At 65.2% G+C, this 22994-nt stretch carries 15 protein-coding genes; 12 read left to right on the top strand and 3 right to left on the bottom strand.

The genetic code is table 11. The features are described 5' to 3' along the window. The first annotated feature begins 1 nt into the window (after nucleotide 1). From AC2YJX_RS22495 to AC2YJX_RS22440, 12 genes are all read left to right on the top strand, one after another. Nucleotides 2-1522, top strand: a complete 1521-nt coding sequence (locus AC2YJX_RS22495) for a sugar ABC transporter ATP-binding protein (RefSeq protein WP_487257449.1) — start codon at nucleotides 2-4, stop codon at nucleotides 1520-1522. Beyond that, complete coding sequence (locus AC2YJX_RS22490; protein ID WP_145697279.1) at nucleotides 1519-2556, top strand: ABC transporter permease; 1038 nt, start codon at nucleotides 1519-1521, stop codon at nucleotides 2554-2556. The genes AC2YJX_RS22495 and AC2YJX_RS22490 overlap by 4 nt, the downstream gene beginning before the upstream one ends. Then, a complete protein-coding gene (locus tag AC2YJX_RS22485) occupies nucleotides 2553-3560 on the top strand; it encodes an aldo/keto reductase (protein ID WP_431150759.1) in 1008 nt (335 codons plus the stop codon). The genes AC2YJX_RS22490 and AC2YJX_RS22485 overlap by 4 nt, the downstream gene beginning before the upstream one ends. A 35-nt stretch (nucleotides 3561-3595) precedes the next feature. Beyond that, a complete protein-coding gene (locus tag AC2YJX_RS22480) occupies nucleotides 3596-4450 on the top strand; it encodes a class I fructose-bisphosphate aldolase (protein WP_007854399.1) in 855 nt (284 codons plus the stop codon). A gap of 192 nt (nucleotides 4451-4642) precedes the next feature. Further along, nucleotides 4643-9322, top strand: a complete 4680-nt coding sequence (locus AC2YJX_RS22475) for a LamG-like jellyroll fold domain-containing protein (RefSeq protein WP_487257328.1) — start codon at nucleotides 4643-4645, stop codon at nucleotides 9320-9322. A 732-nt stretch (nucleotides 9323-10054) separates the two neighbouring features. Continuing rightward, nucleotides 10055-11524 carry an aminotransferase-like domain-containing protein gene (locus tag AC2YJX_RS22470; RefSeq protein WP_487257327.1) on the top strand — a complete coding sequence of 490 codons (1470 nt, stop codon included), beginning with the start codon at nucleotides 10055-10057 and terminating at the stop codon, nucleotides 11522-11524. An 87-nt stretch (nucleotides 11525-11611) separates the two neighbouring features. After that, nucleotides 11612-14512: an EAL domain-containing protein gene (locus AC2YJX_RS22465; RefSeq protein ID WP_487257326.1), complete on the top strand. Its 2901-nt coding sequence runs from the start codon at nucleotides 11612-11614 to the stop codon at nucleotides 14510-14512. Then, on the top strand, nucleotides 14509-14640 hold the full coding sequence (locus tag AC2YJX_RS22460) for a hypothetical protein (RefSeq protein WP_487257325.1): 132 nt from the start codon (nucleotides 14509-14511) through the stop codon (nucleotides 14638-14640). Before AC2YJX_RS22465 ends, AC2YJX_RS22460 begins: the two co-directional genes overlap by 4 nt. Further along, nucleotides 14637-15488, top strand: coding sequence for an HDOD domain-containing protein (locus AC2YJX_RS22455; RefSeq protein ID WP_487257324.1), 852 nt, complete (start codon nucleotides 14637-14639; stop codon nucleotides 15486-15488). Before AC2YJX_RS22460 ends, AC2YJX_RS22455 begins: the two co-directional genes overlap by 4 nt. A gap of 9 nt (nucleotides 15489-15497) precedes the next feature. Next, nucleotides 15498-16394 (top strand): ATP-binding protein, encoded by an 897-nt coding sequence (locus AC2YJX_RS22450; protein WP_487257323.1) that lies wholly within the window; start codon nucleotides 15498-15500, stop codon nucleotides 16392-16394. Beyond that, nucleotides 16391-17686, top strand: a complete 1296-nt coding sequence (gene nosR / locus AC2YJX_RS22445) for a response regulator c-di-GMP phosphodiesterase, NosR family (protein ID WP_487257322.1) — start codon at nucleotides 16391-16393, stop codon at nucleotides 17684-17686. The genes AC2YJX_RS22450 and nosR overlap by 4 nt, the downstream gene beginning before the upstream one ends. Continuing rightward, entirely contained in the window at nucleotides 17683-18198 is a 516-nt protein-coding gene (locus AC2YJX_RS22440) for a response regulator (protein WP_487257321.1), read from the top strand. Before nosR ends, AC2YJX_RS22440 begins: the two co-directional genes overlap by 4 nt. 758 nt (nucleotides 18199-18956) lie before the next feature. Here the strand turns inward: AC2YJX_RS22440 and AC2YJX_RS22435 are convergent. From AC2YJX_RS22435 to AC2YJX_RS22425, 3 genes are all read right to left on the bottom strand, one after another. Next, nucleotides 18957-20753, bottom strand: a complete 1797-nt coding sequence (locus AC2YJX_RS22435) for a methyl-accepting chemotaxis protein (protein ID WP_487257320.1) — start codon at nucleotides 20751-20753, stop codon at nucleotides 18957-18959. Nucleotides 20754-20885: 132 nt separating this feature from the next. Continuing rightward, complete coding sequence (locus tag AC2YJX_RS22430) at nucleotides 20886-22355, bottom strand: NAD-dependent succinate-semialdehyde dehydrogenase (RefSeq protein ID WP_487257319.1); 1470 nt, start codon at nucleotides 22353-22355, stop codon at nucleotides 20886-20888. Nucleotides 22356-22448: 93 nt separating this feature from the next. Then, a partial coding sequence (locus AC2YJX_RS22425; RefSeq protein ID WP_487257318.1) for an isocitrate/isopropylmalate family dehydrogenase occupies nucleotides 22449-22994 on the bottom strand: 546 nt, incomplete at its 5' end.

The raw sequence follows: 22994 nt of genomic DNA, 5'->3' as shown, positions 1-22994 counted from the left end.
CATGGGCGCTCCCCTGCTCGCGCTGCGTGGCATCTGCAAGCGCTTCGGCGCTTCGCATGCGCTCTCGGGCGTGGACTTCTCGCTGCAGGCGGGCGAGATCCACGCTCTGTGCGGCGAGAACGGCGCGGGCAAGTCCACGCTGATGAACATCATCGATGGCATCCACCAGCCGGACGCGGGCGAGATCCTGCTCGACGGCCGCGTGGTGGCCATCGATGGTCCGGCCCAGGCCATGCGCCTGGGTATCGGCCTGGTGCACCAGGAAATCGCCCTGTGTGCCGATGCCACCGTGGCCGAGAACATTTTCATGCCCGAGATCAATGCCGGCCGGCAGGCCTGGATGGACTACGCCGGCCTGAACGCGCGCGCCGCCCAGGTGCTCAGGCGCCTGGGCCAGGACATCGACCCCGCCGCCTGCGTGGGGGACCTGCCGATCTCCAGCCAGCAGCTGATCGAGATCGCCAAGGCGCTCACGCTCGACTGCAAGGTGCTGATCCTCGACGAGCCGACCGCCGCCCTCACCGACAACGAGTCGGCCGCCCTCTTCCGGGTGCTGCACGACCTCAAGGACCAGGGCATAGCCATCATCTACATCAGCCACCGCATGGCCGAGATCTTTGCGCACTGCACGCGCGTGACCGTGCTGCGCGATGGCCGCAACGTGCATTCGGGGCCGCTGGCCGAGCTCGATGCCGATGGCCTGGTGCGCCGCATGGTCGGGCGCGACCTGGGCAACTACTACCCGCCCAAGCAGAAGGACGCAGACCGCGGCGAGCATGTGCTCGAAGTGGGCGACCTGGCCGACGGCGAGCGCGTGCACGGCGTCTCGTTCACCGTGCAGCGCGGCGAGATCCTGGGCATCGCCGGGCTCATGGGCGCCGGGCGCAGCGAGCTGGCGCAGACGCTGTGCGGCCTGCGCCCCGCCACCGGCGGCAGCGTGCGCCTCAACGGCAAGCAGCTCGCCATCCGCAAATACAGCGATGCGCTGCGCGAAGGCATTGCCTACCTCAGCGAGGACCGCAAGGCCGCAGGCGTGTACCTGGACCTGCCGATCGCGCAGAACATCGCCTCCATGGCGCTGGCGCGCGTGAGCTCGCGCTTCGGCCTGCTACAGCGTGCGGCCGAGCACCGGCTGGCGCAGGAGCTGGGCGCGCGCCTGAAGCTCAAGTCCGACGGCGTGCAGATTGAGGTGGCCAGCCTCTCGGGCGGCAACCAGCAGAAGGTGGCCATCGCCAAGCTGCTGGCCACCAACCCCGCGGTGCTGCTGATGGACGAGCCCACGCGCGGCGTGGACGTGGGTGCCAAGTCGGAGATCCACCACATCCTGCGCGACCTGGCCGGCCAGGGCGTGGGCGTGGTGGTGATCTCCTCGGAGCTGCCCGAGATCATCGGGCTGTGCGACCGGGCCCTGGTGATCCGCGATGGCCGCGTCGCGGGCGAGGTGCAAGGCGAGGACATGACGGAAGAGGCCCTGCTGCGGCTGGCCTCGGGACTGGAACGACAACAAGAGGAGATGGTATGAATCACCCCGCACAACTGGATGCCGGCAGCGTGGCCGGCCTGCAGCCCCTGCGCGAGAAACCCCAGGGAGGGCCCGGCAAGCCGGGCGGAACCAGGCTGACCAGCATGCGCGAGATGGGCCTTCTGGTCATCATCCTGGTGCTGTGCATCGGCATGAGCTTCGCCTCGCCCTACTTCCTGACCTGGGACAACATCCGCGCCATGCTGCTCTCGTTTTCCATCGAGGGCATCGTGGTGGTGGGGATGACCATCCTGCTCATCGTGGGCGGCATCGACCTGTCGGTGGGTTCGGTGGTGTGCTTTGCGATGGTGGTCACGGGCAAGCTGTTCCTGATGGGGTTCGACCCCTGGACGGCCGGGCTCATCGCGATCGCTGCCAGCGCCCTCATCGGGGCCATGATCGGCGGCTGCGTGGTGCGCATCGGGCTCAACCACTTCATCGCCTCGCTGGCTTTCATGGTCATCGTGCGCGGCCTGTGCCTGGCGCTCACCCAGGGCACGCCGCAGTCGCTGTTCTCGCTGCCGGCCTCGTTCAAGTTCATCGGCCAGGGCACGCTGTTAGGCATTCCGGCGGTGATCCTGATCTTCCTTTTCATCGTGGTGGTCAGCGACTTCGTGCTGCGCCGAGCCAGCCTGCTGCGCCGCGTGTTCTACACCGGCAGCAACGAGAAGGCGGCGCTGTACTCGGGCATCCGCGTGGGCCACGTGAAGTTCTGGGTCACGGTGCTGTGCGCGGCCTCGGCCGGCCTGGCCGGGGTGATCTACACCGCGCGCTTCGGCGCAGCCACGCCGACCTTCGGCGTGGGCATGGAACTCAACGTGATTGCCGCAGCCGTGATCGGCGGCGCTAGCCTTAAGGGGGGCTCGGGCACGGTGCTCGGTGCCGTGCTGGGCCTGGCCCTGCTCTCGGTGGTGACCAGCTCGCTGATCCTGCTGGACGTGTCGCCGTACTGGCAGGACGTTATCAAGGGCCTGATCCTGCTGGCCGCCGTGACCATCGACCACCTCATGAACACCCGAAAGACCAAGCGATGAATGCCGTGATGATGAACGCAGCGATGAAGACCACCACCCTGGGCCCTTCGAGCATCCAGTGCTCGGCCATCGGCCTCGGTACCTGGGCCATGGGCGGCTGGATGTGGGGCGGCCAGGACAGTGCCGCCGCCACCGAAGCCATTGCCGCCTCGCTCGATGCCGGGGTCACGCTGATCGACACCGCGCCGGCTTATGGCCTGGGCGCCTCCGAGCAGCTCGTCGGCGCGGCGCTCAAGGGCCGCCGCCACGAGGCGGTGATCGCCACCAAGTGCGGCCTGGTCTGGCATACGCAGCAGGGCACGCACTTCTTCGACGAGGATGGCCACCCCGTGCACCGGCACCTGGGCCGCGCATCGATCTTCCACGAGGCCGAGGAGAGCCTGAAACGCCTGCAGACGGACTACATCGACCTGTACATCACCCATTGGCAGGACAGCACCACGCCGGTCGAAGAGACTATGGACGCCCTGCTCGACCTCAAGAAGCAGGGCAAGATCCGCGCCATCGGCGTGAGCAACGTGGATGCGCCGACCCTGGCCGAGTACCTGCGCCATGGCCCCGTGGATGCCGCGCAGGAGCGCTACAGCCTGATCGACCGCGAGATCGAGCAGACCCTGCTGCCGCTGTGCGGCCGCAACAATGTCGCCATCCTGGGGTATTCCTCGCTGGCGCTGGGCCTGCTGGCCGGCCCCATCGACCCGGCTCGCCAGTTCACGGGCGATGACCAGCGCGCCAGCAATCCGCGCTTCAGCGCGGCCAACCGCGCCCGGCTCAAGGCCTTCTTCGACGAGCTGGAGCCCCTGCGCCGGCAGTTCGGCTGCTCGTTTGGCCAGTTGATGATTGCCTGGACGCTGGCCAATGGCAGCGTGTCGGTGGCGCTGTGCGGTGCGCGCACGCGGGCGCAGGCCACCGAGAACGCGACCGCCGGTGCACTGGAGCTGCCCGAGGAGGCCGTGCAGCGCATCGACGACGCCGTAAGCGCCCACCTGAAGGCCCTGGCCTGACCCGTATCCATCCCCCAACCCAAGGACTTCTTCGTATGTCGAAAGACAAGACCGCACGCCTGAACCGCCTGCTCACCAACGGCCGCTGCTTGGACATCGCGCTCGACCATGGCGTGTGCAACGAGCCCAGCTTCCTCAACGGCCTGGAAGACATGCCCCAGGTGATGGACAAGCTCGTGGCCGCCGCGCCCGATGCCATCCAGCTCAACTACGGACAGGCCGACCTGCTGCAGGACCGCCCGGGCCGCAACAAGCCGGCGCTGGTGATGCGCATCGACATGGGCAACCCCTACAACGCCACTGCCCACCGCGTGATGTGGGCCCTGCTGCAGAACGAGCACGACCCGGTGCTGCCGGCCGTGCAGCGCGATGCGGCCTGCGTGGTGGTCAACCTGTTCATGCTGCCCAATGAGCCCGACCTGTTCCGCCAGTGCGTGCAGAACATCGCGCGCGTGCGCGCGGACTGCGACCGCTACGGCATGCCGCTGATGATCGAGCCGCTGGTGATGCGCCCGCACAGCGACCAGGGCGGCTACATGGTCGACGGCGACGCCGAGAAGATCGTCACCCTGGTGCGACTGGCGCGCGAGATGGGGGCCGACATCGTGAAGGCCGACCCCACCACCGACCCGGCCGAATTCCACCGCGTGGTGCAGGCCGCGCGCTGCCCGGTGCTGGTGCGCGGCGGCGGCCGCGAGGACCTGCAGCAGGTGTTCGCCCGCTCGCGCGTGCTGCTGGACCAGGGCGCCGTGGGCATGGTCTATGGCCGCAACGTCTACCAGCATGCCAAGCCCTCGGCGGTGGTCGATGCTCTGATGGCCATGATCCACCGCGGTGCGAGCGCTGCGGCTGCCTGGGACATCTACAGCACGGGGACGCACGCGTCCTGAGGCCACAAGCGCATTGCGCGCAGAAGACTGCGCACCGACGAGAGCAGAAAAAGAAGAGAGGGCCCTAGGAGAAAGCCCGGCGGCCGGTGGCGAGGGAGCCACCGGCCTGGAGCACCTGTGCGCGCCTGCGGCGGGCGATCAAGAGGATCGAGGAAAAAGGTTCACACAGAACCACACGAACAGGAGACGACGATGAAAATCCGGTATTACCTGATGGCACTGCTGCTGCCGTTCGCCACCTTGCTCACGCATGCGGCGATCACGGGGGTCAGCCCCATGACCACCCTCACCACCATGGCGGCAGCGGTCACGCGGGCCGGCGAGGCTCCTCTCCCACTGCAAGGGCCAGGCCTGGGCAATCTCACCTACACCTCGGCCGAACTGTTCAAACCGGTCTCCATGATCACCCGCGCCTCGGGCGACGTGCCGGCCACCTACCCCGGCCGCAAGGACTACGGGCTGAACGTGGGCATCATGCTCAACGGCTATTTCCTGACCTCCTTCGCACCCGACAGCGGCCTGGGCCCCGGCGGCTTTTTGCTCTACGACGTGTCCAACCCGCGCGCCATCGTGCTCGTCAAGAAGATCTACGAGCCCGAGGGGCGCACCAAGGAATTCCGCGAGGCGCACGCCTTCGGCACGGCCAAAATCAATGGCCGCCAGTACGTGGTGGTGCCCGGCATCAAGGGCATCGAGTTCTGGGACTTCACCGACATCAACAACATCCAGCAGGTCAAGAAGCTGGCCCTGCCCACCGTCAACGGCGGCGACTATGCCAACGTGGCCTGGCAGCTGTGGTGGCAGGCGCCCTACGTGTACGTGGCCTCGGCCAACGACGGCGTCTACATCGTCGATGCCAGCGACCCGGCCAACGCCGTGATCGCCAACCGCGGCGCGGGCAAACCCAACCCCGTGCCCACCGGCGAGCTCGGCGGCTTTCGCGTCGGCCCCATCTTCACCATTGGCAACCACATGGTGCTGACCTCGATGGACAACACCGATGGTTTTGCCAGCCTCGATATCTCCGACCCGCTCAACCCAAAGGTGCTGGACACCGTGGGCTCCAACCCCAACTACTACGCCACCTGCTTCGACGGCCGCAACCTGCACGCCTCGGCGCGCGGTGGCGGCGCCAAGATGTACAGCTACGACCTGTCCGACCGCACGCAGTTCGTGGTGGAGGACAACCGCCTCGTCATCGACGAGCAGCTGTACTGCGGCATGCAGGACCACTACGTGTTCCAGGGCGCGCAGTTCAAGGTGCACAAGGTGGACGTGAGCAACCCGCTCAACCATGTCGAGGTGGGCCAGGGCAGCCTGTTCGCCACCAACGACCCCGAGTACTCGCACTCCGACCACGGCCAGGTGGCGCCCATGGGCAACCTGCTGTTCATCGGCAACGACCACGGCTCGGGCAGCGGCTTCATCGTGCACCAGACAACACGCGACACCACACCGCCTGCGGTCAAGCAAACATCGCCCACCCAAGGCGCCAAGCAGCAGGCGCTGACCTCGCGCATCGGCGTAGGTCTGACTGACAGCATCCTGCCCGAGAGCGTGAACGCCAGCACCTTCATCGTGCGCCCTGTCAATGGCAACACCCTGCAAGGTACCTACAGCGTGCAACTGGGCATCATCAATTTCCACCCCGCACAACCCCTGGCAGCAGGCACCTCCTATGAAATCCTGCTCCCCGCAGGCGGCGTGAAAGACTATGCAGGCAATGCCATCGCCAGTCAGTACCGTTCCGTGTTCCACACCGGCAACGCCACCGACATCAGCCTGATGAACCACTGGCCTCTGACCAGCGGGCTTGCCGATGAGATCAGCGCCAACAATGGCACGGCCTCGGCAGCGGACCAGTTCGGCAGCATCGGCCTGAACTTTGCGCAGCGCACCGGCGGCGTGCCGCTCAAGAACGATGGTGTGGCCACCGCCCTGGGTGGCACGGCCTCGCTGGCGTTCTACATGAAGACCACGCAGAACGGTTCGGCCAACGCCTGGACTGCGCCCGGCATCTTCGGGCGCGACCAGTCCGGCGGCGCGGACGACGTGTTCTGGGGCTGGATCGACAACACCGGCCGCATGAACCTCTCGGTGGGCAACGCGGCAGGCAACAACCCCGGCACCCGCTCCACTGCTGCGGTGAACGATGGCAACTGGCACCACGTGGTGATGACGCGCGACGCGGCCTCAGGCGCACAGACGCTGTACATCGACGGCGCCAAGACCAGCTCGACAGGCCTCACCGGCACCAAGGGCCTGTCCAACAAGTTCGCGCTGCTCGGGCAGATCCAGGGCAACGCCGACTTCTTCCGCGGAAGCCTGGCCGATGTGCGCATCTACGGGCGTGTTCTCAGCGATGCTGATGTCGCGCAGCTGCGCTCGCAGGCCATCATAGGCGATGCGGGCGTGAGCGGCGGGCCGCAGCTGGTGAACGGGCAGATGAACTTCGCCCCCACCCGGCTGGGCGGTGGCACGGGCGTCACCTACCGCTGGAACTTCGGCAACGGCACGCAGACCGCCTTCTCGTCCCAGGCCAACACCACCTACAGCTACAACCGCCCCGGCCACTACACCGTGACCCTGACGGTGCGCGACGCAGCGGGCCTGGAGACCTTCTACACCTACAACGTGACGGTGACCTTCCCGACCACGGCCACGGCACCCACGCATTCAAGCAACATCGTCGGCGACGCCAACAGCATCTACACGGTGAACCCGGACAGCGGCACGGTCGCGGCCATCGACGCCACGGCCCTGACCAAGCGCTGGGAAACCCGCGTGGGCGACGAGCCCAAGACCTTGGCACGCGGGCCGGACGGCCGCCTCTGGGTCACCGTGCAGGGCGAGGACAAGCTCGTAGCCTTGAACCCAACCGATGGCAGCATCTCCGCAACCTTTGCACTGGCCTACGGCAGCGGCCCTTATGGCGTGGCGTTCACCCCCAACGGCAGCAAGGGACTGCTCTCGCTGGAAAGCAAATCTACCCTGCTCACCTTCGATCCGGCCAACGGCAGCATCACGGGAACACTGGCGCTCGAAGGCGACCTGCGCGGCATTGCAGTGGCGGCAGACTCTCAAACTGCCTACATCACACGCTTCAAGTCGACGATGACGGGCGGCCAGTTGCACAAGGTGAATCTCAATGGCATGCAACTGCTGTCCACCATCGCTCTGCCTGTGGACACGACTACAGTGGACACCGAGAACAGCGCGCGCGGCGTGGCCAACTACCTGAGCCAGGTGGTGATCTCGCCCGATGGCTCGCGCGCAGTGCTGCCGGGCAAGAAGGACAACATTGTGCGCGGGCGCTTCCGCGACGGCAACGACCTGCTGCACGACCAGACGGTGCGCTCCATCCTCTCGCAGGTGGATCTGACCCAGGCCACGCACCTGCTGCCAGAGCAGATCGACTTCGACGACCGGGCCCCCGCGCGCGCCGCCCTCTTCTCCCCGGCGGGTGACTACCTGTTCGTCGCGCAGATGGAGGGTAACAACATCGCCATCGTCGATGCCTACACCCGCGCTGTGCGCGGCGAGATAAAGGCCAGCAGCGCGCCGCACGGTTTGTACCTGGACGCCACACGCAAGCGATTGTTCGTGAACAACTTCCTCGCGCGCTCGGTCACCGTGCACGATGTGGCTGACGTGCTGGCCTCGCGCAGCGCGGCAGCCGTGTTCCTGCAGAACATCGCCACGGTGGCGCAGGAGCCCATGGCAGCGGCCGCTCTGCGCGGCAAGCTGGTGTTTTACAACGCCGCCGACCGGCGCATGAGCAAGGACAACTACATGTCTTGCGCGAGCTGCCACGCCGACGGTGGCGACGACGGCATGGTCTGGGATTTCACCCAACGCGGCGAGGGCCTGCGCCGCACCATAAGCCTGCAAGGCCGGCGCGGCACCGGCCACGGCAAGCTGCACTGGAGCGCCAACTTCGACGAGGTGCAGGACTTCGAGAACGACATGCGCAGCGCCTTCGGCGGCACCGGCTTCTTGAGCGACGCGGACTTTTCCGCGACCAGCGACCCACTGGGCACACCCAAGGCCGGCCGCAATGCGCAGCTTGATGACCTGGCCGCCTACCTGGCATCGCTCAACAAGTACCTGCGCAGCCCGGCGCGCGCCGCCGATGGCAGCCTCACGGTGGAGGCTGCGCGCGGGCAGACCCTGTTCGCAAACGCCAACTGCGCCAGTTGCCATGCGGGCGGGACTTTCCAGGATGGACTTCGGCACGATGTGGGCAGCATCCAGCCCTCGTCAGGCAAAGGGGCTAACCAGCCACTGGCCGGTGTGGGCTTTGACACGCCCACCCTGCTGGGCAGCTGGACGGCCAAGTCCTACCTCCACAACGGGCAGAAGGCCAGCGTGCTGGATGTGATCACCGATGGGCACGGCAACGCCGCCGGCTTGCCCGCCGCCGACCAGCAGGCACTGGCTGCCTACGTGCGTTCGCTGGACGCCACGGCCGAGTACACCACCCGCCTGCGCTCCAACCACAGCAACCTGTGCGTCAACATCCGTGGGGCCTCGGCCAATGCTGGTGCAGTGGCCATCCAATGGCCCTGCGGCACGGCCGACAACGAAACCTTCACGGTGCGCAGCGGGGCAGGCGGCTATGTGCAGTTGGTGGCGCGGCACAGCAACCTGTGTCTGGCGCAGGACAGCGCCGCAGCGAGCGGCGCCAGCGTGGTGCAGCTGGCCTGCAGCGCGGGCAACGCGGCGCAGTGGTCGCTAGTGAGCTCTACTCTACGCAACCGCGCCTCAGGCGCTTGCCTGGACGTGCCCAACAATGCGACGGCGCAGGACACTCCCCTTCTGACCTGGACCTGCAACGGCGGCAACAACCAGAACTGGGTTCAATTGCCCTAACCAATCATTGCGCCAGGGACCATGCAACAGCTGTGGAGAGGCAAATAGCAACGCTGCGTGGAACCCGGGCGCTCGTGACGGGCTGTTTTCAGCATCTTGATCGTGAGAATCAACTCTGTACCCTGAAAATCAAAACAGCAAAGATGCCGAGTTCAGGTGCGTATGGTTTCCAAATGGCAAAGGTTGCTTGGGAGTTGGGGAGTTGCTTCAGGCGGATGGTGACCGACGTGATTCAGGTCTGGCTGGGTGTGTTGAATCACCCGACACAGGGGCAGGAGCAGACGGAGCCCATTTTTAGGAGGGTGCTACGGCCCCTGTTTAGAAGCGACTTTCACGCACATCGCGAAACACATGATGGACCCAACGATCGTTTTGCAGCGGCTGCGGTCATACGCTCATTGTCTTTGAACGCGGACTGTCGGCTGTGTCCTGTCTCTCGCCAGAGACAGGCTCCGGGCATCTCCGAACTGTGCGGAGCATGGACTCGCGCCGCGCCAGAGAGACTGCGCAGCCTTTCTTCTCCCTCAGGGGAGCGATCCAGCAAGGTGATGCATGCGCCCCGGTCTCGATGCCGCCCCGACGCTGGCATGCCAGCGGCCATTTCAGCTGACGTTTCGGGGCCCACCTGGCCCTGTCCGTATGCTTGCTTTGTTCTGCAGAAAGCCTAAACTGCAAGGACGGAGCCCCACCCCCCCACTGGCCGGCAGTCGACCGAGGCGCGGTGTCAACACCATGCCGAGTAGCCCGATTGCCGTCTCCACCAGGTACGAACTCCTGGCCCGAGAAATCGAGCGGCAGATTGCCCGTGGAGTGCTCCGTGCAGGAGACCGGTTGCCTTCCGTGCGTCAGACCTGCGCCAGCCGCGACTTGAGTCCGAGCACGGTCTTCCAGGCCTATTACCTCCTCGAATCGCGCGGGCTGATCCGGGCGGTGCCGCGGTCGGGCTACTTTGTCGCCGCCCGCGCCAGCGGTACCTTGCTACCGGAGCCAAAAACTTCACAGCCGCAGTCCGGATCTAGGCCTATCGAGATCAACGAATTGATCTACGCATGCCTGGGCACCGCGCGCGCGCGGGACGTCGTGCCTTTCGGTTCCGCCTTCCTGAGCCCGACGCTGTTTCCGCTCGATCAACTGCGCCGTGCGCTCATCTCCAGCATGCGGCGGCTCGACCCCTGGCGCATGGCCGAAGACCTGCCTCCAGGCAATCTCCAGCTCAAACGCGAGATTGCCAAGCGATATCTGGGCCAAGGATTCACCGTGGCCACCGACGAGATCGTGCTCACCCACGGTGCCATGGAGGCATTGAACCTGTGCCTCAACGCGGTTGCGCGGCCCGGCGATGCAGTGGTGGTCGAGTCCCCCACCTTCTACGTGGCGTTGCAGGCGCTTCAGCGGCTGGGCCTGCGGGCCATTGAGGTGCCGACCCATGTGCGTGAAGGCATTGATCTCGGCCGCCTGGCGCAGGTGATCGAGCTCTACCGCCCCAAAGCCTGCTGGTTGATGACGACCTTTCAGAACCCGCTCGGCGCGCTGATGCCGGAGGCGAAGAAGCGCGACCTCGTCGCATTGCTTGCCCAGCACGATGTGCCGTTGATCGAAGACGACGTCTACTCGGAGCTCTACGAAGGCAAGACAGCGCCACTGCCTGCCAAGGCCTTCGACCGCCGCGGACTGGTGCTGCACTGTTCGTCGTTCTCCAAATGCCTGGCGCCTGGCTACCGCGTCGGCTGGGCCACGCCCGGCAGGTTCACACGCGAAGTCGAACGGCTGAAGCTGACGACGAGCCTGTCGGGGTCTATTCCAATCCAGGCGGCGCTGGCAGCGTACCTGCAGGAAGGTGGTTATGACCGCCACCTGCGAAGCCTCCGTCAGTCGCTGCAAGCACAGCGCGACAGCGTGTTCGATGCTGTGACCCGGTCCTTTCCGGACGGAACCCGGGTCGTGCGGCCGGCCGGCGGTTACTTCGTGTGGGTCGAGTTGCCCACCGGCGTTGACGCGATGGCCCTGCACCAGGCTGCGCTGGCACAGCAGATCAGCCTTGCCCCGGGGCCGATGTTCTCGGCGCGAGCGGAGTTTCAGCACCACATCCGGTTGACCTGCGGGCAACCCTGGAACGAAACGCTGGAGCGCGCCATGCGCACGCTGGCACGGCTGGTCGATGATGCTCCACGCGTCGACGCCACTGTGCTTGCGTCGCTCTGATCCGGTCGTCGGCGCACCCAACTGATCACACCACCGGCGCAGGCTGGCGGGCAGACTGAGGGCATGTCAAATCCCTCTTCCTGTCCCATGCCGCACCGTGACGCCGCGCTGACGTTGGGGGCGACCAACCAGCAGCCGCGCGGCCCTGAACTTTCGCTGCACGAAGTGCTGGACCGATTGGGCCCCTCGGTCTTTGCCGGCCTGCTCGATGCCGATGGCACGGTGCGCTATGCCAACCAGGCTGCATTGCGGGCCATCGACAGCGCCCCAGAGCAGGTGCTTGGCCGACGCTTTGATGCTACCCCCTGGTGGTCGGGCTGCGAGGTATCGCAAAGGCGGCTGCAGCAGGCGCTGGCCCGTGCAGCGCGCGGCGAAGCATCGCGCTTCGATGTGCGGGTGGCCACCAGCAGCGGCGCCATGCTGGTGATGGATTTTTCATTGTTGCCGCTGTATGGGCCCGACGGACGCGTGGTGTGGCTGATTCCTTCTGCACGGGACGTGAGCGAGCGAGAGCATGCTCAGCACCAGTTGCTGTTGACCCGCCACGCCGTTGAACAGGCCAACGACGCGCTGCTGCAGATTGGGTCCGACGGTGCCTTTCAGGATGCCAATGCGGCCGCCTGCCGGCTGCTGGGCCTGGAGCGTGCGGAACTGCTGCGGCTGCGGGTTCCCGACATTGACCCGGAGGTCGACGAGGCACAGTGGGTGCAGAGCTGGCGTGAACTGTGCGAGCGTGGCTCCTTGCGGTTCGAGACCCGCTTGCGCCACCACGAAGGCCACGAGATCCCGGTCGACGTCTCCGTCAGCCTGGTGACGAGCGGCGACAGGTCCTTCGGCCATGTCTGCATCGACGACCTGCGCGAGCGCCGCGCCGCCGAACGCCGTATCCGGCAACTGCTGCAGTTCGATGAACTGACTGGTTTGCCGAGCCGCCAGCTGCTCCTGGAGCGCCTGGACGCGACCTTGCAGGCCGGTAGCCAGACAGCGGTGCTGGTGCTGGAGCTTGATCGCTTCAAGCGCATCAACGACGGCCTTGGGTTGAACGTCGGCGACGCGGCACTGCGCGAGGTGGCGCAGCGCATCGTCGCTGGTGTGCGCAGCGTCGATCTGGTGGCGCGCCGCGGCGGCGATGAGTTTGTGATCGTGATGGTGGCCACCTCGGCGGAGGCCTTGCACACGGCGCAAGCGCTGCTCGACGGTATCGCCAGACCGATGGCAATCGAGGGGCATGAGGTACACCTGACCTGCAGCATCGGCATCGCAGCGGCGCCTGCCGACGGCGACCGCGCTGAGACCTTGTTGCGGCGTGCCAATGCAGCGCTGCACCAGGCCAAGGTGCTGGGCCGCAACCAGATCAGCGTCTATGCCGGTGCGCCGCAGGACGACGATCCCGAGCGGCTGGCGCTGGAGACCGCGCTGCGCCAGGCATTGCACGACGAGCAGCTGGAGCTGCACTACCAGCCTCAGGTCGACCTGGTGCAGGGCCGCATCGTCGGCGTCGAGGCCTTGCTGCGCTGGCGACACCCCACACTGGGCCTCATCGCGCCGGATCGCTTCATCCCTGTCGCCGAAGAGACCGGCCTGATCGTCGCCATCGGTGATTGGGTGCTGCGCCGCGCCATCGAGCAGGCTGCGGCCTGGCAGCGTACCGGGTTGCCGCCGTTGCGCATGGCGGTCAATCTGTCGGCGCGCCAGCTGGTACAGCCGGATCTGGCACGGCGCATCGAAAGCCTGCTCGCTGCCAGCGGCCTGGACCCGCGGCTGTTCGGCGCTGAGGTCACCGAGAGCATGCTGATCAACAACTTCGAGCAGGCGGTGCAGCACCTGCAGGCACTGCGCGCGCTGGGCGTCGAGGTCTCGCTCGACGACTTCGGCACCGGCTACTCCAGCCTGAGCTACCTGCGCCGTCTGCCAGTCGATGTGGTCAAGATCGACCGCTCGCTGGTGCCAGACGTCACCGCTCCGTCAGAAGATGTGTCGATCACGCGCGCCATCATCACCATGGCGCACCAGCTGCAGATGAAAGTGCTCGCCGAAGGTGTCGAAAGCGAGGGCCAGGCAGCGCTGCTCGCGGCCAATCAGTGCGATCAGATGCAGGGCTACTGGTTCAGCGCCGCACTGCCGGCGGCAGAGGTCGAAGCCATGCTGCGCGAAGGCCGGCAGATCGACCCGACACTTCTTGACCGACGTTCGCGACAGCGCACCTTGCTACTGGTCGACGACGAAGAGAACGTGATCGCGGCGCTACGTCGGCTGTTGCGCACTGAAGGCTGGCTGATTCTCAGCGCAACCAGTGCCGAGCAGGCGCTGCAGCTGATGGCGCGGAACGAGATCGACGTGATCCTGTCCGACCAGCGCATGCCTGGCATGACCGGCGTTGAGCTGCTACGCCGGGCCAAGCAGCTGTACCCGGAGACGATTCGGCTGGTGCTGTCGGGCTACACCGAGCTTCAGTCGATCACCGACGCCATCAACGAGGGGGCGATCTACAAGTTTCTCGCCAAGCCCTGGGATGACGCAGAGCTGCGCGCCCACCTGCGAGAGGCCTTTACGTTGAAGGAGATGGCAGACCAGAACCGCCGTCTCGACCGGGAGGTGCAGACCGCCAACCAAGACCTTGCTGAGGTGAACCAGCGGCTGGAGACGCTGCTGAGTGCACAGCGCGAGCAGAATCAGCGTGAGGTCGGCAGTCGGGAGGCCGCGCAGGAGCTGCTCGATGCCGTACCGGTGCCTGTGCTTGGAGTCGACGACGAAGGCCTGCTGGTCTTCGCCAACGCGCCAGCCCAGGCGCTGTGCAGGCTGCGTGGCGAGTTCCTCGGTGCGGTCGCGACCGGGCACCTGCCCCCCAACCTGATGCGGGCCCTGGACGGTGAATCCATTCTGTTCACGCTGGCCGGCCGCCGCTGGTGGGCCATGAGCCGGTCTTTGATCGGCAATGCGCGCGGCCGCCTGTTGGTGCTGCTGCCGCAATTCGGAGCCTCGAAATGACCCTTCCAGCGACCACCGATACCCCACCTGTGGTGCCAAACCACCTGTTTCGCCACAGCCTGCGTGACGGGCGCGTGCATCCGCTGCTGCACCTCGTGCAGCGCTATCGCCAGGAGTCCAAGCAATGAACACGCCCATTCGACCGATCTCCCGTGACGAACTGCTCGCCGCGCTGCGCGATCTTCCGCCGCTGCCATCGGTCGTGCTTGAACTGGTCGAGTCGCTCGGCCACGAGGAGCTCAGCGCCGCGCAGTATGCAGCCAAGATTTCGCGCGACCAGGCGCTGGCCGCAAAGATACTGCGCTTGGCCAACTCGTCGTTCTACGGTCGCGGCCGGCAGGTTCGCTCGGTGCCTGAGGCCATCACCATACTGGGCCTGCGTACGGTACGCGGCGCGGTCACGGCCGCAGGTCTGGCCGGCAGCTTCCGGCGCCACCCCGGCTTTGACCAGACCACCTTCTGGCGCCATGCGCTCGGCAGTGCCCTGTGTGCCCAGGCATTGGCCGGTGAACTGCAGCGCGACGATGCGGACGTGGCGTTCACGGTAGGGCTGCTGCACGACATCGGCCGGCTGGCGCTGGCCAACGCGTTTGCAGCGGCCTATGCCGAGGTCGAGCGCTGGCGGTGTGAGAGGGATTGCACCATGGGTGATGCCGAGTCCGCTGTGCTCGGCATCGATCACGCCGAGATCGGCGGGCTGATCGCACGGCAGTGGAATTTCGCGCCCGCCATCGTCGATGCCATCAGCCAGCACCATGTACCACCAGCCACCGCCGATCTCACATTGACGGGCATCGCGCATGTTGGCGATGCCATCGCTCACGCCCTTGGCTTGGCCGGCGACGCCGACGAGGCGGTGCCTGCGTTGGTGCTGCCAGTCTGGGCTACCTGTGGCCTGGACGACGCGGCCTGCATGCGGGTGTTTGCGCGCGCGGAGACCCAGTTCGAAACCGTCTGCCAAGCGCTGCTCCATTGAAGGAAAACCATGTCTGATTCCGAAATCATCTCGCTGCAGCGCGCGAACCAGGAGCTGCGCTCTCTGAACGAAAGCCTGCGCCGCGCGCAGCACCAGTTGCTGCAGTCCGAACGACTGGCGTCAATCGGACAGCTGGCAGCCGGCGTGGCACACGAAATCAACAACCCGATCGGCTATGTGTTCTCGAACTTCGGCACACTCGAAGTCTATCTACAGCGGCTATTCGAGATGCTCGACGCTTACGAGCAGGCTGAGTCGGCGCTGGCCAACCGCGACATCGCGACGGGGCTCGCGGCCTTGCGTGGGCAGGTCGAACTCGACTATCTGAAGCAGGACATCCCGATGCTGATGGGCGAGTCGAGGGAAGGCCTGTCGCGCGTGCGCAAGATCGTCCAGGATCTGAAAGACTTCTCGCGTGTCGATACCCACCAGGAGTGGGTCTGGGCTTCATTGCACCAAGGCATTGACTCGACGCTGAACATTGTCGCCAACGAAATCAAGTACCGGGCGGACGTCCGCCGCGAGTACGGCACCTTGCCCGACATCGAATGCCTGCCGTCGGAATTGAACCAGGTGTTCCTGAACCTGCTTGTGAATGCAGCCCATGCGTTCGGCCCGGAACGCGGCCTCATCGTCGTGCGCGGCGGCGACGCCGGGGACGAAGTATGGGTCGAGGTCGAAGACAACGGCAGCGGCATCGCACCCGAACACCTGGCGCGTGTCTTCGACCCCTTCTTCACCACCAAGCCGGTGGGCCGAGGCACCGGGCTAGGCCTGTCGCTGGCCTACGGCATCGTGCAAAAGCACCATGGCCGCATTGACGTGCGCAGCGAACCGGGCCGCGGCTCGTGCTTTCGCGTCACGCTGCCGGTGCGCCGCCCGGGCGGCGAAGGAGGTGCAGAGTGACCACTGCCACCCCGAACTGGACGTTGCTTGCCGTCGACGACGAGCCCAACATCCTGGCTGCGCTACGGCGGTTGTTCCGCGAGACTGGCTGGCGCATCCTGACAGCAGGAAGTGCCGAAGAGGCGCTGGCCTTGCTCTCCCTTGAGCCCGTCAACGCCGTGCTGTCCGACATGAGGATGCCTGGCATGGACGGCGTGCAGTTGCTCGAAAAGGTCCGCCTGGGATGGCCGTATGTCGCACGGTTGCTGCTGACGGGCCAGGCCGATCTGGGTTCGACCATCGCCGCCATCAACCGCGGCTGGCTGCACCGCTACATCACCAAACCCTGGAACGATGACGAACTGGTGCTCACCCTTCGCCAGGTTGCGCAGATTCAGCAACTGGACGCCGAGAAGCAGGCGCTAGAGCGGCTGACGCAACAGCAGAACGACGAGCTGAAGGCGCTGAACGAAGGGCTGGAGGCCCGCGTCGCCGTACGGACTGGGGAGCTGGCCACCGCCAACGACAAAGTCAAGCGCAACTACCTGACGTCCATCAAGGCTTTTACCGCGCTGATCGAGCTGCGTGGCAGCGCCCAGGTTGGACATGCGCGACAAGTGGCCGACCTGGCGCGGCGCATCGGGCGCGCGATGGCGCTGGATGCCGACACCGCACACAATCTGGCGATTGCCGCGCTGTTGCACGATATCGGCAATATCGGCCTCAGCGACACCGTGCTGGCGCGTCCGGTGGGGCGGCTCGACCGGGATGAACTGCGGCGCTACCAACTGCATTCGGTACTCGGCGAGCAGGCCTTGCTGGCCAGCGACGACATGCAGGGCGTCGCACCGCTGATTCGCGCCCACCACGAGCGCTGGGATGGGCAGGGTTTTCCCGACGGCCTGCGCGGTGCGGCGATTCCACTGGGAGCCCGCATCCTGGCAGTGGCCGACACCTTCGAGGACCTGTGCAGCGGCCGCATCGACGGTCAGGCCCTGAGCCCACTGGAGGCCCGCCGCGCGGTGCTCGCCGGGCGCGGCAGCCGGTTCGACCCGGATGTGGTCGATGCCTTCGCGGGCCTGTTCGCGACTGCGCCGCCAAAGCCGAGCGTGCAGACGCTGCGCCTGCCTACTGCAGATCTGCGCCCTGGCCATACGCTGACGCAGGATTTTGTGTCGCCCGAGGGTGTTTTGCTGCTGTCGGTCGGCCAGCGGCTGACCGAGGATCTCATTGGCCGCATCCGTGCCTTCGAACTCAAGCATGGCCTGGCGCTGACACTGGCCGTGCAACTGCCCCAGGAGGTGACCCCATGAAGCGCTTGCTGATCATCGATGACGAAGTGCCGGTGCTGTACGCCTTGCGCCGATTGCTGCTGCGGCATTTCACGCCGCAGCAGCTCAACGTGGAAATCTGCCCGGATCCGTTGATTGCACTGGAGCGTCTGCAACAGGAGCGTTTCGACGTGTTGATCAGCGACTACCGCATGCCGCAGCTGGACGGCGTGGCACTGCTCGCCCGCGCCAGGGACCTGGACCCTCGCACCGTGCGCATGATGCTCAGCGCCGCGGCCGACTTCACCACCGTGCTGGCTGCGGTGAACCGTGCGGGGGTCTTCCGCTACATCCCCAAGCCGTGGAGCGAAGAGCAGTTGCTGGCCGACCTGCATGCAGCTTTGGCGTTCGACCCCTGCGCCACACCGAGTGCATACGAACTGGAGCGACGGCGACTTGAAGCGCTGGAGCCAGGCATCACGCATGTCGAGTGGGGGCCGCACGGCGAGGTGCTGATGCCTGGCGACTTGCTGACACGACCGAGCGCGTTGTAAGTCCGCGGCGGAGTCGCCGCAGCCACTCCATTGCCGAGCTGGTTCGCAACAGTGTCGACGCTTGGACGAGGTCGACGTTCCTAGCCCTGGCGCAGAACAATCCCATGGCTGGTCTCGTCAAGGAATTCATCGCTCTGCACAGCAAGAGCACCAAAGCGACGACCATTTCTGCACCTGCGCCCACCATGCTTGTCTTGGGCTTCATCTAACGACCGCGACGACAGCCTGCAGAAGTCCCGTCGCACCGACCTTTGAGTTGGTCTGGGAGGCGAGCGAATGGGTTCGGTGCGGCCCCACAACATATTCGGCAGCTCCCAGCTTCCGCACCTGGACCACGTCTGGGAGCTCATCTCCAAGCCCACCAACGTGAAAACGCGGATCTGGGGCATCTAGCCTCGAGTTGGAGGGCCGCTTTGGGCGCACTCCCGCCGCCAGTGTTGTTCCGCTGAACGGCTCCAATCAGCCTAGAGCAGTCCAGTGCAACACGTCTCATTCGGTGCGGTTTACGATAGCCGAGAAACACTGAATTTGCAGAACCCAGAGTTTTGCAGATGCTGTATTTTCACAACCGGGTGCAGCAAATTGCTCAGGGAATCCGTGGTTCGATCCAACTGGTGGCATGGTCCGCAATTGTGGTCGAGCCACTTAGTACCGCCGACTGCAGCGATTCAATCGTTTCACTCGCGCCCCGGAGATCAAACGGGACGCGACAGCTATCTACAGGGAAAAACTCTCCAGCTTTCACGAGCCATTGCACCTCAAGACTTGGTCAACACGGGAGTCGGGTCGCCCATTACTCGACTCAATGCTGCTGACGGATCTTGCAAGCTCGCGGCTGCGGCGCTGCTGTACTCCACCAACTCTGCATTTCGCTGTGCAAGCCCTTCCAGTTGCAGGACGGCCTGCCCCATTTCGACGATGCTAGCGCCCTGATAGGTGGTCGACGCATGAATTTCTCCGATCACCCCGACCATCTGCCGCACTGCAGAAACCATCTCTCGAATAGCGGCTCCAGCACTGTGGACCAAGCGAGCGCCGTCGTCCACCAAGTCAACAGAGGACGAAATGAGGCCTCTGATTTCTCGGGCGGCCTGAGCGCTGCGCTGCGCCAGTTGACGCACCTCTGCAGCTACAACGGCGAAGCCGCGTCCCTGTTCGCCCGCACGAGCTGCCTCCACCGCAGCGTTGAGTGCCAGGATGTTGGTCTGAAATGCAATGCCGTCAATGACGCCGATGATGTCCGCAATCTTCTTCGAGGCTGCGCTGATCTGGTCCATGGTCTGCACCGCCTGACCCACCACTGAGCCTCCATGGCCGGCAATATCGGATGCCTGGGTGACAAGCAGCTTGGCTTTGTGTGTGGCATCGGTGTTAGCCCGCACAGCCCCGGTAAGCTGTTGCATCGAAGCAGATATCCCCTCCAGACCGGACACCGTGAGCACGGTGCGATGGCTGAGGTCCTGGTTGCCAAGCGCAATCTCTTCGGCCGCGACCCGCACGGATGAGCTGGCGTCGCGAATGCGGGACAGCACCACAGCCTGTTGGTGAGCAAACGCATTGAAGCTGGCCGCGATGTCTGCCAGCTCGTCAGAGCCGCGCGCATCCATGTGGCGTGGGCGATGGGCATCGCCTTCGCCCGAAGCCACTACACGCATGGCGTCGCGCAATTGCACCAACCGGGCCAGGCGGTGTGCAATAAAGCCGCCGAGCAAGGCGGCGGTGGCCAGCAGCACCAGCGCGCTCACGATGACGGAGGCGGTCAGCATGGCAGTGATCGGCTCCAGCGCCTGGGCTTCATGCAACAGCACAGCCAGCCGCCAGTCGGTGCCCTCCACGGGCACCAACACAAGCAGGAATTTTGTTCCCCCCCGTTTCACCGGGACTAACGTGCCGCCAGTGGCGGCCATGCTCAGCGTTTGCGGCGTAAGGTCGGCCGAGATATCGGTAGAAGGCGCGAGAAACATGCGCCCCTCCGAGTGGGCAATGATCACACCATCCGCGTTGATCAAAAACGCCTCGCTGTCGGGTGTAGGGCGTATGGAGGCCACATTGGCCACCACCGCGTCCATGGAGGCATCCGCCGTACCCACGCTGGTGACCGCAGACTTCGGCCCCACCGGTGCCGCGAATGTGATGACCAATGGTCCGTCAGAACCTGCAGCACGGTAAGGCGAAGTCACCACAGGCTGGGCCGTTTGCAGCGCCTGCTCATAGCCCGGCTTGGACGAGGCCGGACCGGACTGGGCAGAAGACGATTCTGCGGCGGTTACGTAATCGAAAGACGCGCCCACAAACTGCCCTGCATCGCGCAGCATGAGCAACGATTTGGAGGGCTCAGGGTCCTGTGTCGCGGCTTGCACCAGGCTGAGCTTGGACTGGATCCAGTCAGAGATGCCTTTGGCGTGGCTCTTGGCTAGCGCCAGATTCTGCTCGGCCAAGCCCTGGTAAGCACGCTCCCGTGCGGTGAAGTAGTTGGTTAACGTGATGGCAAATACCCCCAAGGCCAAGCACAGCAATGACGTAAGGACGATCTGCGTCTTGAGCGATTTCAGCATGTCGGCACACCTTGAGGGGTTTGAGGCGGAGCGCGCGTTGACGCACCTCCCAACCAGAACGGGACAACTCAAATGAGAGAGGAAAACTGGGGCACGCCCCCGCGCCGCAATGCGGCGGCGTGAAAAAGCTGGTCAGTCCAGTTGCCCCTGGCACACATACTTGGTGTGCAGGTAGTCGTCGAGCCCGTGCGTGGAGCCTTCGCGGCCGTAGCCGGATTCCTTCACGCCGCCAAACGGCGCGGCCTCTGCCGCGAGGGCGCCTTCATTGATTCCGACAATGCCGGTCTCCAGCAAATCGGCCACGCGCCAGATACGGCGCACATTCTGGCTGTAGAAGTAGGCAGCCAGACCAAACGGCGTGTCATTGGCGGCAGCGATGACCTCAGCCTCGTCGTCAAACACCGTCAGCGGTGCCACGGGGCCAAAAGTCTCTTCGCAGGCACAGGCCATGGTGGCGTCGGCGCCGGTGAGCACTGTCGGCGCGTAGTAGGTGGCGCCCAGCTCAAGCAAGCGCTTGCCACCCGTGAGCACCTTGGCACCTCGGGCTACAGCGTCGTTGACGTGGCGCTCTATTTTTTCCACCGCTCGGTCGTTGATCATGGGACCGATCTGCGAGGCCGGGTTGCTTGCGGGGCCAACCTGCAGTGCCGAGACCTTGGTGGCCAGCCTGTCGGCAAATGCTTCGAACACCTCACGGTGCACGAACACGCGGTTTGGACTCACGCAGGTCTGACCACCATTGCGGAACTTGGCGGCCATGAAGCCCTGCACGGCTGCATCGATATCGGCATCTTCAAACACGATGAAGGGAGCATTCCCACCCAGTTCCAGCGAAAGCTTCTTGAGTGTGTCGGCACCACGGCGTGCCAGATGCTTGCCCACGGGTGTGGAGCCGGTGAAGGTAATCTTGCGCACGCGCGGGTCATCAAGCCACACATCCACGACTTCGGGAGTCTTCTCGCGCGAGGCGGTCACGATGTTGAGCACACCCGCCGGCACCCCCGCCTCATGGGCCAACTGCACCAGGGCCAACGAGGTCAGCGGCGTATCCTCAGCTGGCTTGCATACCACGGTGCAGCCTGCGGCCAGCGCCGGGGCGATCTTGCGCGCGATCATCGCAGCGGGGAAGTTCCACGGCGTGATAGCGGCCACCACGCCCACAGGCTCTTTGAGTGCGAACATGCGGCGCCCCGACACGGGTGCTGGGATGACCTCGCCGTTCATGCGCGTGGCCTCTTCGCCAAACCATTCGATGTAGCTGGCGGCATAGGCTACCTCGCCCCGGCCTTCGGCCAGAGGTTTGCCTTGCTCCAGCGAAATCAGTGCTCCCAGGTCATCGCTGTGGGCCACAACCAGGTCGTGCCAGCGCTTGATGATGGCCGCACGCTGCTTGGCGGGCACCTTGCGCCAGGTGGGAAAAGCGGCATGTGCAGCATCCAAGGCGGCGCGGGCTTCTTCAGCACCCGAGTCGGGTACCGAGGTGATGACGGCGCCGGTGGCGGGGTTGGTCACGTCGAGACGGGCTTGCGTGTCTGCGGTCCATTCGCCAGCGATGAAGTTGGCGCTGCGGATCAGGTCGGAGCGGGTGAGGGAGAGGGACATGGCATGAAGGAAAATATTTGAATGAAACTGGCCGCTAGCGCTTTATTAGCAAGCGCTAAAAGCTATCGAATCAGGAGCGTTGCGCAAGATCGATCAAGCACTAGCCACCCGCGCGGCAATCGCCTCGCCCACCTGCGTGGTGCTGGCCGTGCCCCCCAGGTCCGGCGTGCGCGGGCCGCTCTTGATGACTTCTTCGATGGCCGCCACGATGGCATCGTGCGCCGCCCGTCCTGCACCCACGCCCTGGGTGAGGAAGTCCAGCATCAGCGCGCCCGACCAGATCATGGCGATCGGGTTGGCAATGTTCTTGCCATAGATGTCGGGTGCCGAGCCGTGCACGGGCTCGAACAGGCTGGGGAAGTTGCGTTCGGGGTTCAGGTTGGCCGAAGGCGCCAGGCCAATGGTGCCAGTGGTGGCCGGGCCCAAGTCACTGAGGATGTCGCCAAACAGGTTGGTGGCCGCCACCACGTCAAAGCGGCCCGGCTGCAGCACAAAGCGGGCGGTGAGGATGTCGATGTGCTGCTTGTCCAGCGTGACCTCGGGGTAGCCCTTGGCCACGTCGTCGGCACGCTGATCCCACCAGGGCATGCTGATGGCAATGCCGTTGCTTTTGGTGGCCAGGGTGACGTGCTTCTTAGG

The sequence above is a fragment of the Acidovorax sp. SRI_002 genome (assembly GCF_057586455.1).
This window is presented reverse-complemented; position numbering and strand designations above follow the sequence as displayed.

What these genes read in the sequence shown, in the direction of transcription:
- AC2YJX_RS22495 (WP_487257449.1), top strand. Translation starts at nt 2, where the DNA reads ATGGGCGCTCCCCTGCTCGCGCTGCGTGGCATCTGCAAGCGCTTCGGC.
- AC2YJX_RS22490 (WP_145697279.1), top strand. Translation starts at nt 1,519, where the DNA reads ATGAATCACCCCGCACAACTGGATGCCGGCAGCGTGGCCGGCCTGCAG.
- AC2YJX_RS22485 (WP_431150759.1), top strand. Translation starts at nt 2,553, where the DNA reads ATGAATGCCGTGATGATGAACGCAGCGATGAAGACCACCACCCTGGGC.
- AC2YJX_RS22480 (WP_007854399.1), top strand. Translation starts at nt 3,596, where the DNA reads ATGTCGAAAGACAAGACCGCACGCCTGAACCGCCTGCTCACCAACGGC.
- AC2YJX_RS22475 (WP_487257328.1), top strand. Translation starts at nt 4,643, where the DNA reads ATGAAAATCCGGTATTACCTGATGGCACTGCTGCTGCCGTTCGCCACC.
- AC2YJX_RS22470 (WP_487257327.1), top strand. Translation starts at nt 10,055, where the DNA reads ATGCCGAGTAGCCCGATTGCCGTCTCCACCAGGTACGAACTCCTGGCC.
- AC2YJX_RS22465 (WP_487257326.1), top strand. Translation starts at nt 11,612, where the DNA reads ATGCCGCACCGTGACGCCGCGCTGACGTTGGGGGCGACCAACCAGCAG.
- AC2YJX_RS22460 (WP_487257325.1), top strand. Translation starts at nt 14,509, where the DNA reads ATGACCCTTCCAGCGACCACCGATACCCCACCTGTGGTGCCAAACCAC.
- AC2YJX_RS22455 (WP_487257324.1), top strand. Translation starts at nt 14,637, where the DNA reads ATGAACACGCCCATTCGACCGATCTCCCGTGACGAACTGCTCGCCGCG.
- AC2YJX_RS22450 (WP_487257323.1), top strand. Translation starts at nt 15,498, where the DNA reads ATGTCTGATTCCGAAATCATCTCGCTGCAGCGCGCGAACCAGGAGCTG.
- AC2YJX_RS22440 (WP_487257321.1), top strand. Translation starts at nt 17,683, where the DNA reads ATGAAGCGCTTGCTGATCATCGATGACGAAGTGCCGGTGCTGTACGCC.
- AC2YJX_RS22435 (WP_487257320.1), bottom strand. Translation starts at nt 20,753, where the DNA reads ATGCTGAAATCGCTCAAGACGCAGATCGTCCTTACGTCATTGCTGTGC.
- AC2YJX_RS22430 (WP_487257319.1), bottom strand. Translation starts at nt 22,355, where the DNA reads ATGTCCCTCTCCCTCACCCGCTCCGACCTGATCCGCAGCGCCAACTTC.